We start from the raw sequence: 15,600 nt of genomic DNA on the forward strand, positions 1-15,600 counted from the left end.
AATCCTTGGTTTATTCCGTTTTTTCAGGTAGTTATACACAAATTGTTGATAACTAGTTTGTCAATAGTGGATAAGTATGTTGATAACTAAAATATTCGTTTTCATCCTTATCAAATCAGTGTTTTTTTATTATAAAAAAACAGAAAAAAATTTTTTCATCCACAAACTAATTGGTAACAAAAATCATTCGATCATTGCCTGCCATATCTTTTTTGATCCGTACTTTTTTTGTCGGAAAGGCTTGCTCCATGATTGCTTTGACAGCTGCTCCTTGTTGGAAACCAATCTCTAAAAAAAGTTGTCCATCGCTAGCTAATAGTTGTGAAGCTTCCTTTGCGATTTTCTGATAGATCGCTAAACCATCTTCTTCAGCAAACAAAGCCATCTTCGGCTCATAGGTCCGTACGCTTTGATCCATCACCGACCATTCTGCTCGACTGATATAAGGGGGATTAGAAATAATGACATCAAAAGTTTGATCCATGACAGGTTCCAACGTATCTCCATGATAAAAGTTGATCGTCGTTTGTTCATATTCTGCATTTTCCCTAGCAACAGCTAGTGCTTCTAAAGATAAATCAATTGCTGAGACCCGCCAATTTTTTCTAGCGGCTTTCAAGCTGATGGCGATTGCCCCTGTTCCTGTACCAATATCCACGACATTTAAGGTTTCTTCGCTTGTTTCTGCCAAACATAGTGCGACTAATTCTTCGGTTTCTGGCCGAGGAATCAAGGTTGCTTCTGTGACTTTCAAGCGGTGATCAAAAAATTCAGCGTAACCTAATAAATAATGGGGCGGATAATGTTGTACTAGTCGTTGCATATCTGCATCGATCATGGCTTGATCCTCGGCGGTGATAGGTTCATTCATTCGCATGAGCCAATCCAATTTCGTCCACTGCTTTCGTTCAAGAAAGACAAACTGGATATTATACCCTTCTACTCCTTGTTCTTCTAAAAAAGAAGAAGCCCGTGTGAGGACTTCTCGATAGGTTTTATCCATTTTGCATCTCTTCCAACTTAGATGTTTGGTCGTACACGATCAATGCGTCGACGATCTCATCTAGTTTTCCTGCTAGAATCTGATCCAATTTTTGGATCGTCAAGCCAATACGGTGGTCGGTCACGCGATTTTGAGGGAAGTTATACGTACGGATACGCTCTGAACGATCCCCAGTCCCTACCGCAGATTTACGGTTCGCATCATATTCGCTTTGTGCTTCTTGTTGGATCTTGTCGTAGACGCGCGCACGTAAGACTTTCATCGCTTTCTCACGGTTTTTCAATTGTGAACGTTCATCTTGCATCGCCACCACGATTCCAGTGGGTAAGTGAGTCAAACGTACCGCAGATGCTGTCTTATTGACATGCTGTCCACCGGCTCCAGAAGCATGGTAGATATCGACACGGATATCTTTGTCGGCTAAATCGATTTCTACTTCTTCTGCTTCAGGCATGACAACGACGGTTGCTGTTGAAGTATGGATACGCCCTTGAGATTCTGTTGAAGGGACACGTTGGACCCGATGTGCGCCACTTTCATATTTTAATTTAGAATAGACATTTTCACCTGAGATCATCATGATGACTTCTTTATAGCCACCGATCCCTGTCACACTTGCTTCCAAGACTTCTGTTTTCCAGCCTTGACCTTCTGCATATCGTTGATACATCGAGAACAGATCTCCCGCAAAAAGTGCAGCTTCGTCGCCACCAGCGGCTCCGCGAATTTCCATGATGATGTTTTTGTCATCGTTTGGATCTTTAGGAAGCAATAAAATCTTGATTTTTTCTTCTAGTTCTTCTTTTTCTTTTTTCAAATCAGCTAATTCTTCTTTGGCCATCTCTGCCATTTCGTCGTCTAACTTTTCGCCGAGTAATTCTTCTGTATCTTTGATTCCTTGAACGACTTCCTTGTAACGACGATAAACTTCGACCGTTTCACGTGTACTTGCTTCTTCTTTTGAAAGCTGCATGAAACGTTTCGTATCTGAAATCACTTCTGGGTCACTCAGTAGTTCCCCAAGCTCTTCGTAACGGTCTTCGATTGATTGTAATTGATCGTACATGCTTAATCTCCTTCTGTGATCATCAATGGATGAAAATAGTGTTTTCGACATACGGGATAATAGGCTTCATTGCCGCCAATTTGGACTTGATCTCCTTCGTACACCGGTGTTCCGTCTATATAATGTAAATTCATCATTGCTTTCTTATGGCAGAACCAACAGATCGTTTTCATTTCTTCGATTTTGTCTGCATAAAGCAATAAATATTTCGATCCTTCAAATAATTCATTTCTAAAATCATTTTTTAATCCGAATGCCATCACCGGAATATTGAGTTCATCAACGATTCTCGTGAATGCTAAGACATGTTCTTTTGTTAAGAACTGCGCTTCATCGATCAATACACAGTATGGTGGATGTTCCATCTGCTGGATGACTTCAAATACATCGGTCGTTTCAAAAATGGGAATTGCTTCACGTTTCAGCCCGATTCTGCTTGAAACTACGCCAACGCCATCTCTTGTATCGATTCCGCTGGTCATCAAAACAACCGGTTTGTTTTGTTCTTCATAATTATGTGCGACTTTTAAAATCTCGATTGTCTTGCCGCTGTTCATTGCGCCGTACTTAAAAAATAGTTGTGCCATGTCCTCATTCACCTTCCAGTTTGTTCCTATGGTATTATACTTGATTTTCAATCATTTTTACAGTGAGAATTTTCGAAGCGAGATTTCCTTAGTGAAAATGTTGCTATTTTTGTTACAAAACAATAAACTACCCGCGCTTCTTTTGGTATAATCGAATGAAAAATAAAGGAGGGCGCTTATGTCCGAAATATTCCACCAAATGGCGAATCATTATGATACCCCCGACCGAATCCAATTAGCTACCACGATTCGTTCAGCTGTTGAGAAAGAATTGTCCGAACAGACTTATGACCAGAAATTGATCGATTACGGTGGGGGAACTGGTCTCGTCACGTTACCCCTCGCCTCACGTTTTAAAGAACTGATCATCATGGATTCAGCCGCAGGAATGCTGGCGATGGCTGATAAAAAAATCAAAGAAGCAAAACAAGCAAATGTACGAACGGTAGAAGTGGATGCCACAATGGCGTTGCCAGAAGAGAAAGCCGATATCATTCTACTATCTTTAGTCTTGTTGCATATTCCAGAAACGAAAGTCATTTTAAAACAACTTTCGCAAATGCTTCATCCAAGTGGAAAACTTTATATCGTTGACTTCGATAAGAACGAAAACATCCAGCATCCAAAAGTCCATAATGGTTTTGACCACGAGGAGCTAAGAGAACAATTGAAGCTTGCTGGATTTAAACCACTTTCAATTGAAACATTCCATCACGGAAAAAACTTGTTTATGAAACAAGATGCTTCTTTGTTTTTGGCTATAGCAAGCAAAGAATAAGCATTTTCTATTTCTATAAAAAAACCTTTCATGAATACGCAAAACCCGAAAATAAAATAATTATTCTCGGGTTTTTGCTAATTTTAATTGAGTTTGAATTTGATTAGAACGCTCACTACACTTAGAGTCGCTAAAATATAATTGTTTCTGTGTTTAGTTCCTCCATTGATCAACTAGTTTGAACTATCTGTCGAAGTGTTTGTTGAAGCGTCAGTTGAAGCATCGGTCGAACTTTCACTTGTCGATGGTTCCGTCATCAAGCCACTTAATACGTTTTTGAAATCTTCATCTTTGATTTTTACATTTGCTTTTTTCAATTCATTACGCACAGCTTCTTGTTGGAATGTTGGATCTGCTATTTTTGTCTCTGTTGCTATTTTTTCTAATTCATCTTTATATTTCGACATATCATTGCCTTTTTCTTGTTGTTTGACCATTTTCACAAGATAATATTCCGTGGCGTTCGTAGAGGAATTAGTCGCTGTGATAACATCAGATACTTCCTCATTTTTAAGCTTGAACGCTGCTTGTTTGACTTCTGCTGGCACACTTGTAGATTGCGAGTCAAAGGTGATTTCTCCACCCTTTTCTTTTGTCGCTTCATCGGTCGATTTTTCTTTGGCGATTTTAGCAAAGTCGCCCCCTTCATCGAGTGACTTTTTGATTTCCTTGGCTTCATCTTCGCTACTTACTTTGATCAATTGTGCCTCTACTTCTGGATGGAAGTTTTCCCACGCTGTTTTAAGATCTTCATCCGTCAATTCGACATTCGCTCGTAAACCTGCTTTGTAAGCTAACCCTCTTTTTATTTCTTCTTTGTAGGATTCAGTCGTATAGCCCGCTAATTTCAGTTGCGAATCGAAAGAATCACCGAGTGCTTCTTTGCTAGCGTTGTATTCTTTATCTACATCTTCAGCCGTAATTTTGTCGCCGTAATTTTCTTCAAAAATCTGGAAGATGATCAAATCTTGGACAGCGGTCTCCGCGCCCTTGATTTTTTTCAAGTGGTCCACTAGTTCCTGCTCTGAGATGGTACCGCCTTTATACGTCACTGCAGCTTGATCTGACGGATTTGTTGAACATGCAGAAAACAAAACCAGTCCTGATGATACAGCTAATATTGAGATGAATTTTTTCATGCTGTCACTCCTATATATTTTAATAGTTATTTATATCTATGTGTCTTTCACTTTAGCCTTACTTTATGAACAAACTTTGAAAATAACGTGATTTTATAAAAAAATTATACTTGATCACTTGTTGTTGTAGTTTATATAACAAAAAAACCTCGAACATTCCAAACGAATGTTGAGGTTTTTTCAGGGTATATCTTTACTGTTTAGAGTTATATCGCTATCGCATTACGTATCATCGATTAAATGATATTGATCTTATTCAACGGCCAATAGCGGAAAACGACTTTGCCTTGGATCAAATCTTCATCGACTAAACCAAACATGCGGCTGTCTTTTGAGATCAAACGATTGTCGCCCAGTACCAAGTATTGTCCCTCCGGAACAGTGAATTCAAAATCACTGGTGAACGTTTCAGCATTTTCAGCTTGCGATTGGAAGGCTGAATTATAAGAATATTCCTCTTGTAGTTTGTCTTCTGAAAATTCTTTTTTGTACTCATCTAAGTAAGGTTCATCTTGCTTTTCCCCATTGATGTATAGTTGATCATCTTCCATTTTGACAGTATCCCCTGGCATCCCAATGATTCGTTTCACGATCATCCGTTCTTCGTCCCCAGGTTCTTTTGTTGTAATGATATCCCAGCGGTCAAAATCTGAGATTTTAGATGAAATCAAACGTTGCCCATCATGTAACGAAGGGTCCATGGAATGACCACTGACTGTGACCGGTGTAAATACATAGACTCTTGCCAAAATGATGGCGGCTAAAACAACGATCAAGATTCCCCAATTTTTCAAAAAGTTTTTCACTTTATACCTCCTATTAACCAAACATTTTTATGTTATTTTTTATTTATTTGTTAGCTATTCTTTATTTTACATTTTTTATCAATTAAAAGAAAGAATAAGTGTCGGATCGTGTTGGGAATAATCCGTTTTTTTTAGAAATGTTTTTTTGAACTTCATGTATCTTTCATATTAGAGCGAAATAAATACTTGATGGAGAAGATTTATCCTACACTTTTGATTTTTTTCTTCGTTGGCTTCGACTGTATGTCACTTCACCTTCTTGTTCTTTTGGTTGATTTTTCTTGATGATCAACTTCAAACGATAGGGTTCATGGTATCTAAGACCATCTTTGACAAAATCACCGCCTGCAAGGAATAAGCCTACGGGTTCAATGTGATCTTCTGGCGAGTCGACCTTGATGATTCCTACTTTTTCCATGCTGGAATAATTACGGCCGATACTTAATTGATAAGTTTTGTCGGAGACTTTTTTCACATAATAGTAGGGATAAAGTGTATTTCGATCAATCAAGAAACCGTCCATTCGACCAAGTTCATTGACCTTGATTTCCCCTTTTTCAATCAAATAACGCATATTCTCTGCTAGTTTCAATTGGTAGTCTTCATCGAATAGAACATTGGCTTTTTCTGTATTGACTTTGTCGATATTTCCGTTGTTCCCGCGAACCGTTTCTCCTTCAATATTGAATGCTTCATCAGGTAGATATTTCACGATCACTTGGGTCACATCGGCTTTTGAATTTTTATCAAAAAAGTAATAAAACACATTTAGAACAGTGAAATATAAAAGAACTAAAAATCCTAATCCGTATAAAAAGAACTGCAAATAGTTTTGATTTTGCCATAACCCATAAACAATCCGTAAAAGGTAAACGGTCGGAATCACACTTAATATAGTATAGCCTCGGTTCAAATATTTAGGACTGATATCTAAATATCCTAAAAACTTGTGTATCCCATTGATGATATCTAATATAAATGTCATTCTTCATCACCTGCCTGTTGATTATACATCTGTGTTTCAGCGGATTGCTCTGTAGGTGTATTATTTTCATTTAGATTGCCTTCACTTGGCGTAGAAGTACTTGGCGTTGTATTAGGCGTCGTACTGCTTGGTGTAGTGGCACTTGGCGTCGTACTTGAACCGCTGTCGTCCCCTTGATTTTGACTAGTCGAATCGGTCGTATATCCTGTATTTCCTTCATCCACGGAACTTTCTGGTATTGAGTTTTGGTTGTATGTAGAATTGGTTGTGTCTTGTTCTACAGTCGTCGGTGTTGTTTCTACCGTGTCATTCGTTTGCCCTGTTCCTTCATTGGTAGAAGTCGTCGTAGTCTCTGTGGAACGACTTGGTGCACGATAGCTAGAACTATTAACAATGCCTGTTGTGGTAGCAACAATCGTCGAAATCGTCAATACAGCGATTGGCTTTAATATAGGTGCTACTTTTCGCATATTCTCTCATCCTTTTCCTTGTTGCCGCTTGAAGTCTTGATCCGTTTGGCAAAAATTGGTTTTTCTCACACGTATTCTTTAGTTTTACCATAAATTTCTTATTTTTTTCTTATTTTTTCATGAAACTTTTGTGTAGATTTACTCGAATGTTGTTTTAGTCGTAATCAGACAGTCTATGACTGGTTGTTACACTTCATTTTATCATGGATCTCCCTCCAAGTTCTTTCGTAAAATCATCTTTATTATAAGACACTTTTCCAATAACTAAAATCCTAGTAAATTTTAGTTTTATTATTTCTTTGTGTATTTATTTTATTGTCGGTATACTGGAAGAAACATCTAACAAGGAGGATCGAATTTGTGCAATTGAATCTTTTTTTCCGGAAATGGCGAAGGCGTAGTGCAAGATATGCTTCTAGTCACTTTTCTTCTATTCAAATTATTGTATTTTATTATATTTTAATGACTATGATTTCTTTGGGCTTGTTTTACATCCCATTTTTCCGAAATCCGGGTAGTCATGCTTCATTTATTGACATGCTTTTTATGGCTATCAGTACGATCAGTGTCACTGGTCTTTCGACATTTGACATCCACGCAATTTTTAATAACAATGGCATTATTTTACTCGAAGTGTTGTTTCAAGTGGGTGGTTTAGGGATCATGATGATCTCAACGGCATTTATTATCTTTTCTAAGCGACGGATCACCTTACGTCAAAGACAATTGATCATGACAGATATGAACCAACCACGTTTATCTGGTATCGTTCGTTTGATTCGGATCACTTTTGTCATATTGCTCTGGTTCCAATTGCTATTTGGTGCTTTGTTCTCCGTTTATTTTTATATTCGCGGCTATTTCGATCATTGGCACGAAGCCGTTTTTCATGGATTTTATCAAGCTATTTCCGCGGTCACAAATTCGGGATTCGATATTACTGGTGAGTCGATCAAGCCATTTGAACATGACTATCCTTTTTTATTTATGATCATGTTCCTGATTTTCATTGGTGGAATCGGTTTTCCGGTATTGATGGAGTTTCGAGAATGGCGCTTGTATCGAAAAACGAAAGCCAAGATTCCTTTTCGGTTCTCTTTGTTTACCAAACTAGCCGTCCTCGCTTTTGTCATTTTATTTGTCAGCGGGACTGTCTTGATTTTTTTACTTGAAAAAAATCACTTGTTCAAAGATCTCCATCCTAGTGTCCAGTGGATCAATTCAATGTTTTATTCTATGACAACTCGTAATGCGGGTTTACAGATCCATGATCTAGGAGATTTTCAAATCACCACCTTGATCGTCTTTTCCTTATTGATGTTCATTGGTTGTAGTCCCAGTTCTGTCGGCGGGGGTATACGGACCACGACTGTGGCGATCATTGGCCTTTATCTTTATTCGTTTTTGAAAAGTGAAGATAACATTAATATTTTTGGTCGTCGAATTGATGAAGATGATGTCCGAAAATCAGTGGTCGTTTTTATGCTCTCCTTAGGGATGTGCTTCTTCTGTATTCTTTTTTTATCTGCCACGGAGAAACAACCGCTGATCTCAATCATCGTGGAAGTGACTTCTGCTTTTGGTACAACGGGGTTATCGCTAGGAATTACCGGTGATCTATCAACAGTCGGTAAAATCACGATCGGTGCGTTGATGTTTATTGGACGTATCGGGATGTTGTATACATTAATGTTATTTGTGCCAAAAGAAACACGAGATTTAGGTTATGAATATCCTACTGAGAAAATCATTATCGGGTAAGCTAGTCTATCGTTACCATAAAAAACCGATATGTAAGAAGCAAGGAAGCGATCGTTTTTCGTTTTCTTGCTTCTTTCATTTTTGTTTTGCGAACAGTATAAACTTTTGTAAAATAAGACAAAGCAATTTAACCTTTTTTTCAACATATGGTATGATTAGTTGAATTTATTTGTAATTATGACGTTTTGGAGGTTACATAATGGGAATACGCAGTCAATTTGCGATTGCAGTTGGTAAAACCGCACAATGGGGACTAAAAACCTTTTTTAAAGGAGGATCAAGTTTACCAGGTAAACTTGCTTTATCGATCGATCCTCATATTTTAGATACATTAGCAAAAGACTATCAAGTCGTCGTCGTAACTGGAACAAATGGAAAAACATTGACGACCGCTTTGACCGTCAATATCTTACGAAAACAATTTGATGAAGTCTTGACGAACCCTACTGGCGCCAACATGGTCCAAGGAATCGTTTCGACTTTTTTACAAGCAAAAGCCGGAAAAGGGCAAAAGAAATTTGCGGTGTTAGAAATCGATGAAGCCAGTCTAAGTAGAGTGACTGAATACATCAAACCTGAACTATTTTTGTTTACAAACATTTTCCGTGACCAAATGGACCGTTACGGTGAAATCTATACCACGTATAAAATGATCGTTGACGGTGCCGCAAAATCGCCAGATGCTACAATCATCAGTAATGGCGATTCACCGATCTTCAATTCAGTTGAGACCGTCAACCCTAGAAGATATTATGGATTTGATCACGAAGAAGACCATGAACAGATGGCCCACTACAATACAGATGGTGTGTTGTGTCCGAAATGTCATCACATCTTGCACTACAAAATGATCACTTATGCAAACTTAGGTAAATACTATTGTCCAAATTGTGACTTTAAACGTCCAGAACTGGATTATCGTTTGACAGAAATGAAACGAATGGACAACAAATCAGCTGATTTCGTCATTGATGGCAATGAATATGGCATCGAAGTTGGTGGCATGTACAATGTCTATAATGCTTTAGCAGCTACTGCGGTGGCTGAATATTATGGTGTTGTTCCTGAAAAAATCAGACAAGGCTTAGGGTATGACGAAAAAGTATTTGGTCGTCAAGAAGTCATCGAAATCGATGGCAAGTCCTGTACCTTAGTCCTAGTCAAAAATCCTGTAGGGATCAACCAAGTCATCGACATGATGGGACATGCACCGTATCCATTTTCACTAGTTGCCCTCTTGAATGCGAACTACGCAGATGGCATCGATGTGAGTTGGATCTGGGACGGAGAATTTGAACGCTTTGCAGATATGGAGATCCCTGCTGTGATTGCTGGTGGCGATCGCCACACAGATATGGCACTACGTTTGAAAGTAGCGGGTATCGCTGAAGATAAATTGACTCAATCAAAAGAATTGACTGATGTCATTGAGAAAATCAAGCAACTACCGACAGATCATGTCTATATTTTAGCGACCTATACAGCTGTCTTACAATTACGAAAAGAATTAGCGAGTCAAGGCTTTATCAAAGGAGGCATGAATCGTGGCTAACTACGAATTACGCATTGCCCATCTCTATGGGAATCTGATGAATACTTATGGTGACAATGGCAATCTCTTGATGCTCCAATATATCGCCAAAAAAATGGGGGTCACTTCTCATACTGAGATCGTCAGCATCCATGAACCCTTTGAGGCAGATAAATATGACTTAGTTTTCTTTGGAGGTGGTCAAGATTTTGAACAAATGATCATTTCAAAAGACATTCAAGAAAAGAAAGAATCATTGACTCATTATATTGAAAATGATGGTGTCGTACTTGCGATTTGTGGCGGTTACCAACTACTTGGTCATTATTATATGGGCGCAAACGGTGAAAAAATCCAAGGAATCGGTGCGTTGGATCATTACACCTTAAGCCAAGAGAATAATCGCTTCATCGGTGACATCGTGATCCACAACGAAGAGTTCAACGAAACCTATTATGGATTTGAAAATCATAATGGTCGCACATTTCTTGGCGAAGGCGAACGCCCGCTGGGAAAAATCGTTAAAGGTCAAGGAAACAATGGGGAAGATCAATCAGAAGGTGTCATTTACCGCAACGTTTACGGCTCCTATTTCCATGGTCCGATCTTAGCACGTAATGAACATTTAGCGGAGCGTCTCGTTCGCTTAGCATTAGAGAAACGTTATGGAAAAGAACTTGATCTACCAACAGTTGCCGCAGCTCCAATCAAGTAAACAGCGAAAAACCTCTAAAAATATCTTAGATATTTTTAGAGGTTTTTTTACAATCCACTTCTTTATTCCATTGATCATATCAAGAATCAAGCCACTTGTTTCGCATAACGCATCACGTTTTGCTTGATGTTACTGATGGTTGTCGGATCATGGATACCTGTGACTTCTTGGATCAACTGATCCATATTTTCTCGCACTTTCATCTCTTGCAGTTCACGACTTTGCTCATCTTCAGGATCATAATAGTTGAAAATGATCCCCATCGTAGCTGTCAAATGTGGACAAGTCAAATTGTATTCTTGCAATTCCCGAACCGGACGAGTAAAGCGTTCTTGATAGCCTAACTTACGTAAAGGCGTTCGAGCTACCCGAGTGATGGCATCTGAGATATATTTATTTTGGAAACGTTGGATGATTTTCTCAATATAGGCTTCATGTTGTTTATTATCAAAGCCCCATTTTGCTTCCAGTAAGCTTCCTGTTTCTTGTAGCACTGATTTTAGTTGGGCAACGACTAACGAATCTTGCATTGCCTCATCGATCGTTGCATATCCTAATAATGCACCGGTGTAAGCTACAGTCGCATGTCCTGTGTTCACACTAAATAATTTTCGTTCAATATATGGTTCCAAATCTTTGACGTATAGTACGCCATTTAACGAAATCTCTTTATTTTTTCGTTGCGTATCATCAATGACCCATTCTTTAAAAGGTTCCACTTGCACAAACAAAGGATCTTCATGTTGTTGCATCGGCACGATACGATCCACCGCTGCATTCGGAAATCCGATCGATTGATCTGCAAAGCGAGTATCTGACAGATATTTATAGACTTCCATTTTTAGATGCTCAGAGCCACCAATCATATTTTCACAAGCGATGATATCTAGTGGTTGCTGATTGCCCTCTTGTTCTCTTTGCTCGATCCCTTTTGCAATCAGTTCAGCAATAAATGGTAAAATATTGGGACCAATCGCTGTGGTCACAAGATCTGCTTGTGCTATTTCTTTGATCACTTGTTCAGGCTGTTTTTGGTTGTTCAATCCGCGAACGCGTTCAACGATAAGTTGTTTTTTCGATTCGTCAGCTAGTTCGATCGTATAACGTCCTTTTTCATTTAATGAATCGATGATCTGTTCGTTGACATCAACAAAAGTGATGTCAAACCCATTCTCAGCTAAAACTTCTCCAATAAATCCTCTGCCGATATTTCCGGCACCAAAGTGTACTGCTCTCATTCGTCTTCTCTCCTTAGGCAATTGCTAGATTGTGTGTGACTTCTTCTTTACTTAGTGCATCTGCTAACTGGACAACATTGTCCATGTCGCTACAATAAAGAGCGATTTGTTGCACTAATTGCAAATGTTCTTCACCTACGCCAGCGATACCAAACAAGACTGTCGCAATCTTCTCTTCTTGTTCAGTGCCGAAATTGACACCATCTGGCACTTGGATCACACAGATCCCTGATTTTTTTACGAATGCTTTGGCTTCATCTGTTCCATGAGGGATCGCGATAAAATTCCCCATATAAACGGATAACATCGCATCACGTTCCACCATTGCGTCAATGTAGGGTTCTTCGACACAACCGGCTTCCACTAATTTTCTTCCACAGTATCGGATGGCCTCTTCCTTTGTGGCAAAAGCCTTATTCAACTCGATCATATCAAATGCTAATTCAGACATTTTATTTCCTCCTTACGCTACTTTTTTCAAATAGTGAGCAATCGTTTCATATTTTTGTGGACTGACCATCGTCGCCACTGAAAAATGAAGTGAATGCGGTGCCACTGAACGTGCTTCCTCAGACAAGGATTCTCTTGAAACGATCAGTGTATTCGGTTGCTCCGTCAACTCATCAATATTGATTTTTTTCAGAGGGATCTCCAGTTGATTTTTCTTCAAAATATCTTTCAATAAGGACAATCCCATTGTCGCTGATCCTGCACGATCGTCATGAACAAGTAAAATCTCTTTGATATCTTTTAATTCAGATAAATCCAAATCATCTGTTGGAGTAGTAGAGACTGGTTGGCTCAGCTGTGTTTCTTCCTTACTTCCTAATGCTTGGATGATCTCATCATACTTTGGTGAATTTAAGAAGTTTTCTACTGCAACAAAATGAGCATGTGGCGCTTTTTGTTTTGCTCGTTCCTGCAACTCAACTTGAGTCACGATCAATACGTCTGCTTCATCAGATAATTGACTAATGGCTTGATTCGTCACGAGTTGAGGTAAGTGATGCTCTTGGACTTTTTTTCTTAACAAGGAAGCACCCATCGCACTTGAGCCCATTCCAGCATCACAGGCGAAAATGATTTTTTTGATCGCTGATAAGGCTGGTTGTCCTTGACTAGTTGTTCCAGTTCCTTTCGCTTGTTGTTTTGCTTGACGAGTCGCTTCGACTGATTGTTCAAAATCTTCACTGGTTTCTTTCGCATCAGCTTTTAGAATGACTGCAGAGATCCCGAAAGAAACGGCTGTTGCAGCGACGATCCCTAAAATAACTGGTAAGTAAGCACTCAATGGTGCCATTGCTAAAATGGCAATGATCGAACCCGGTGAAGCTGGCGCACGTAAGCCTGCATCCATCAATTGGAAAACGAAACTACCCGTCATCCCACCAAAAATCACTGATAAGAATAATAACGGTTTCATCATTACGTATGGGAAATAGATTTCATGGATTCCACCTAAGAAATGGATGATCATTGCACCCGGTGCAGATGATTTTGCCGCGCCTTTGCCAAATAGTGTGAAAGCTAACAATACACCTAGACCTGGTCCAGGATTGGCTTCCAACAAGAACAGGATCGATTGACCGGCTGTAGCCACTTGTTCTGTTCCTAAAGGAGTCAAAATGCCATGGTTGATTGCATTATTCAAAAACAAGATTTTCGCTGGTTCGATAAAAATACTCGTCAATGGAATCAAATTTGCATTTAAAATTGCTTCAACGCCTGTTGCCATTGCTTGCGTCAGTGTATCCACCACTGGACCAATTGCAGAAAAGCCGATCAATGCTAACGCAAAACCGATCAATCCTGCAGAAAAATTGTTGACCAACATCTCAAACCCTGATTTGATATGTTTTTGAAACACTTGATCGAATTTCTTGATGGCAAAGCCACCTAATGGACCCATGATCATGGCACCTAACATCATCGGAATATCTGTCCCAACGATCACACCCATCGTCGCAATTGCTCCGACGACTGAACCACGATCACCACCGATGACTTTCCCTCCGGTGTAGCCAATCAATAAAGGAATTAAATACGTCAACATTGGGCCGACCATCGTAGCAAACGCTTCGTTTGGTAAATAGCCATCTGGAATAAATAATGCTGTCAAAACACCCCAAGCAATCAACGCACCGATATTCGGCATCACCATACTAGATAAGGTACTTCCTAACTTTTGCACTTTTGCTTTGAATGAAATTTTATTTTTTGGTATCGTCTCTTCCACTTCAATCGCTCCTTTATCTCTTTCTTTAACCAAATTGTATCCGCTTACGAACGAGATAAATAGTCGGACTTTGTCACGATCATTTGTGCCAAAACATGGAGGTTTGAAAAGGGGTGTAGTGATGCAAGGTATTTGACATTTCTTAAAGACGTAGAAACAATAGCTCTTTTTCTATCTTTGGATATTTTGGAAAAACCTCATCCAACAGACTGTAGCATTATTGTGCTGTCGGGCATTCTTCTCATTCTACTGATTCCCCCAAACGAGCCAATCGCTCTTCCCAAATTTTTACACTGTCAGAAGGGTCAGAAGAATCCTCATAGAAGCGAATAAAATCTAAGATAATAGCTGCTTGCTCGATGTAAGCTGCCATCACCGCTTTTAATTCTTCCGTTTGAATACGTTCATATTCTTCTTTCGCTTTGTCCATTTCTTTTTCTTTCAACCAATCAAGACTTTCTTCAAAATAAAACTGATCCAAGGCTAGTGTGATCTCTGGATGTTTCAAGTGGCGATTCAACACAATGGCTTCTTGTACTTGTTCAAGCTCCAAATAAGCAATTGCCAACTTGACTTGGCGTTGTTCTGTTAATTGTTCCACGTGGGTCACAATCACTGTTTCCCAATCTTTTTGATAAAAAGCTAGATCGAACGTCGAATCTCCTGTCGGCCTTTGTTCGTTCAGCTTCTCAACCCAAGAAAATTCCTGTTGTTCCACTAAATGATCGAGCAATTGTTGATACAAAGCAGGATACGCTTCAGCTGCTTCTTCATATGCCCCTGCTTCGATCAATGATTGCCATGAAATGTGCTGAGATTCTTCTATTACCTTTGGTTTGTCACTTGGACTTTTTCCGCCAAATATACGGGCACCTTGTATAACAACAAAAACGATTACTCCACTGAGAAGTAATCGCTTGATGATCTTTTTCCAATCAATTCGTGCAAACTGATACTTTTTCCACCTATTACTTGGATTAGTGAAAAGCATCTTCTTTTCTGTTTTATTTGTTTCTTTGACTTGCTCCCAGTCTGAATCTAATACTTCTTCGATCTCCTCAGTTAATGGAAATTGTAGAATCTTCTCCAGCAAAAGTACTCCCTTACGATCATAAATACGTAGGCGACAATGTCCTTGTATGTTTGCCATCAAGACGCGGCGGTTTTCAGTTTCTAAATATTCCAAAGCCTGAAACAAATCTAATTGGGTTTCTTCCACTTGTAAGTGATGGATCTGGTCGATGATTGCAGTTTCTTTCGCCATGCTCTGCCCTCCCTTATTCAT

The 15,600-nt window shown here is 39.2% G+C and carries 15 protein-coding genes; 4 read left to right on the forward strand and 11 right to left on the reverse strand.

The genetic code is table 11. From position 1 onward, the window contains the following. Positions 1-166: 166 nt before the first annotated feature. From prmC to IGI79_RS11345, 3 genes are read right to left on the reverse strand one after another with little or no spacing between them, the layout of a single operon-like run. The gene (prmC, locus tag IGI79_RS11335) at positions 167-1,003 is read right to left on the reverse strand and encodes a peptide chain release factor N(5)-glutamine methyltransferase (RefSeq protein ID WP_438846003.1); all 837 of its coding nucleotides are present in this window, start codon (positions 1,001-1,003) and stop codon (positions 167-169) included. Further along, entirely contained in the window at positions 996-2,069 is a 1,074-nt protein-coding gene (prfA, locus tag IGI79_RS11340) for a peptide chain release factor 1 (protein WP_071866888.1), read from the reverse strand. The genes prmC and prfA overlap by 8 nt, the downstream gene beginning before the upstream one ends. 2 nt (positions 2,070-2,071) lie before the next feature. Continuing rightward, positions 2,072-2,656, reverse strand: a complete 585-nt coding sequence (locus tag IGI79_RS11345) for a thymidine kinase (protein ID WP_104871678.1) — start codon at positions 2,654-2,656, stop codon at positions 2,072-2,074. Between the two features lie 178 nt (positions 2,657-2,834). Between IGI79_RS11345 and IGI79_RS11350 the strand changes: the two genes are divergently transcribed. Next, complete coding sequence (locus tag IGI79_RS11350) at positions 2,835-3,434, forward strand: class I SAM-dependent methyltransferase (protein WP_438846004.1); 600 nt, start codon at positions 2,835-2,837, stop codon at positions 3,432-3,434. A 173-nt stretch (positions 3,435-3,607) separates the two neighbouring features. Here the strand turns inward: IGI79_RS11350 and IGI79_RS11355 are convergent, their stop codons facing one another. The 4 genes from IGI79_RS11355 to IGI79_RS11370 form a co-directional block, all read right to left on the reverse strand. After that, on the reverse strand, positions 3,608-4,573 hold the full coding sequence (locus tag IGI79_RS11355; RefSeq protein ID WP_195273294.1) for a peptidylprolyl isomerase: 966 nt from the start codon (positions 4,571-4,573) through the stop codon (positions 3,608-3,610). 236 nt (positions 4,574-4,809) lie between these two features. Next, a complete protein-coding gene (lepB, locus tag IGI79_RS11360) occupies positions 4,810-5,379 on the reverse strand; it encodes a signal peptidase I (protein ID WP_010736630.1) in 570 nt (189 codons plus the stop codon). A 205-nt stretch (positions 5,380-5,584) separates the two neighbouring features. Further along, on the reverse strand, positions 5,585-6,364 hold the full coding sequence (locus IGI79_RS11365) for a DUF6681 family protein (RefSeq protein WP_195273295.1): 780 nt from the start codon (positions 6,362-6,364) through the stop codon (positions 5,585-5,587). Then, entirely contained in the window at positions 6,361-6,834 is a 474-nt protein-coding gene (locus tag IGI79_RS11370) for a hypothetical protein (RefSeq protein ID WP_065097032.1), read from the reverse strand. Before IGI79_RS11370 ends, IGI79_RS11365 begins: the two co-directional genes overlap by 4 nt. 360 nt (positions 6,835-7,194) lie before the next feature. Here IGI79_RS11370 and IGI79_RS11375 point away from each other — a divergent pair, with 360 nt between their 5' ends. From IGI79_RS11375 to IGI79_RS11385, 3 genes are all read left to right on the forward strand, one after another. After that, positions 7,195-8,595 (forward strand): TrkH family potassium uptake protein, encoded by a 1,401-nt coding sequence (locus IGI79_RS11375; protein WP_066025797.1) that lies wholly within the window; start codon positions 7,195-7,197, stop codon positions 8,593-8,595. 199 nt (positions 8,596-8,794) lie between these two features. Further along, positions 8,795-10,147 (forward strand): Mur ligase family protein, encoded by a 1,353-nt coding sequence (locus tag IGI79_RS11380; RefSeq protein WP_195273296.1) that lies wholly within the window; start codon positions 8,795-8,797, stop codon positions 10,145-10,147. Next, complete coding sequence (locus IGI79_RS11385; protein ID WP_142433790.1) at positions 10,140-10,841, forward strand: type 1 glutamine amidotransferase; 702 nt, start codon at positions 10,140-10,142, stop codon at positions 10,839-10,841. The genes IGI79_RS11380 and IGI79_RS11385 overlap by 8 nt, the downstream gene beginning before the upstream one ends. A gap of 86 nt (positions 10,842-10,927) precedes the next feature. Here the strand turns inward: IGI79_RS11385 and IGI79_RS11390 are convergent, their stop codons facing one another. The 4 genes from IGI79_RS11390 to IGI79_RS11405 form a co-directional block, all read right to left on the reverse strand. Then, on the reverse strand, positions 10,928-12,079 hold the full coding sequence (locus IGI79_RS11390; RefSeq protein ID WP_071866882.1) for a mannitol-1-phosphate 5-dehydrogenase: 1,152 nt from the start codon (positions 12,077-12,079) through the stop codon (positions 10,928-10,930). Positions 12,080-12,092: 13 nt separating this feature from the next. Next, a complete protein-coding gene (locus tag IGI79_RS11395; protein WP_019723779.1) occupies positions 12,093-12,530 on the reverse strand; it encodes a PTS sugar transporter subunit IIA in 438 nt (145 codons plus the stop codon). A 12-nt stretch (positions 12,531-12,542) separates the two neighbouring features. Then, a complete protein-coding gene (locus IGI79_RS11400; protein WP_195273297.1) occupies positions 12,543-14,315 on the reverse strand; it encodes a PTS mannitol-specific transporter subunit IIBC in 1,773 nt (590 codons plus the stop codon). Between the two features lie 241 nt (positions 14,316-14,556). Beyond that, positions 14,557-15,579, reverse strand: coding sequence for a hypothetical protein (locus IGI79_RS11405; RefSeq protein ID WP_195273298.1), 1,023 nt, complete (start codon positions 15,577-15,579; stop codon positions 14,557-14,559). Between the last annotated feature and the right edge of the window lie 21 nt (positions 15,580-15,600).

Source organism: Enterococcus sp. AZ084 (assembly GCF_051714905.1).
Lineage (GTDB): Bacteria > Bacillota > Bacilli > Lactobacillales > Enterococcaceae > Enterococcus_B > Enterococcus_B pernyi.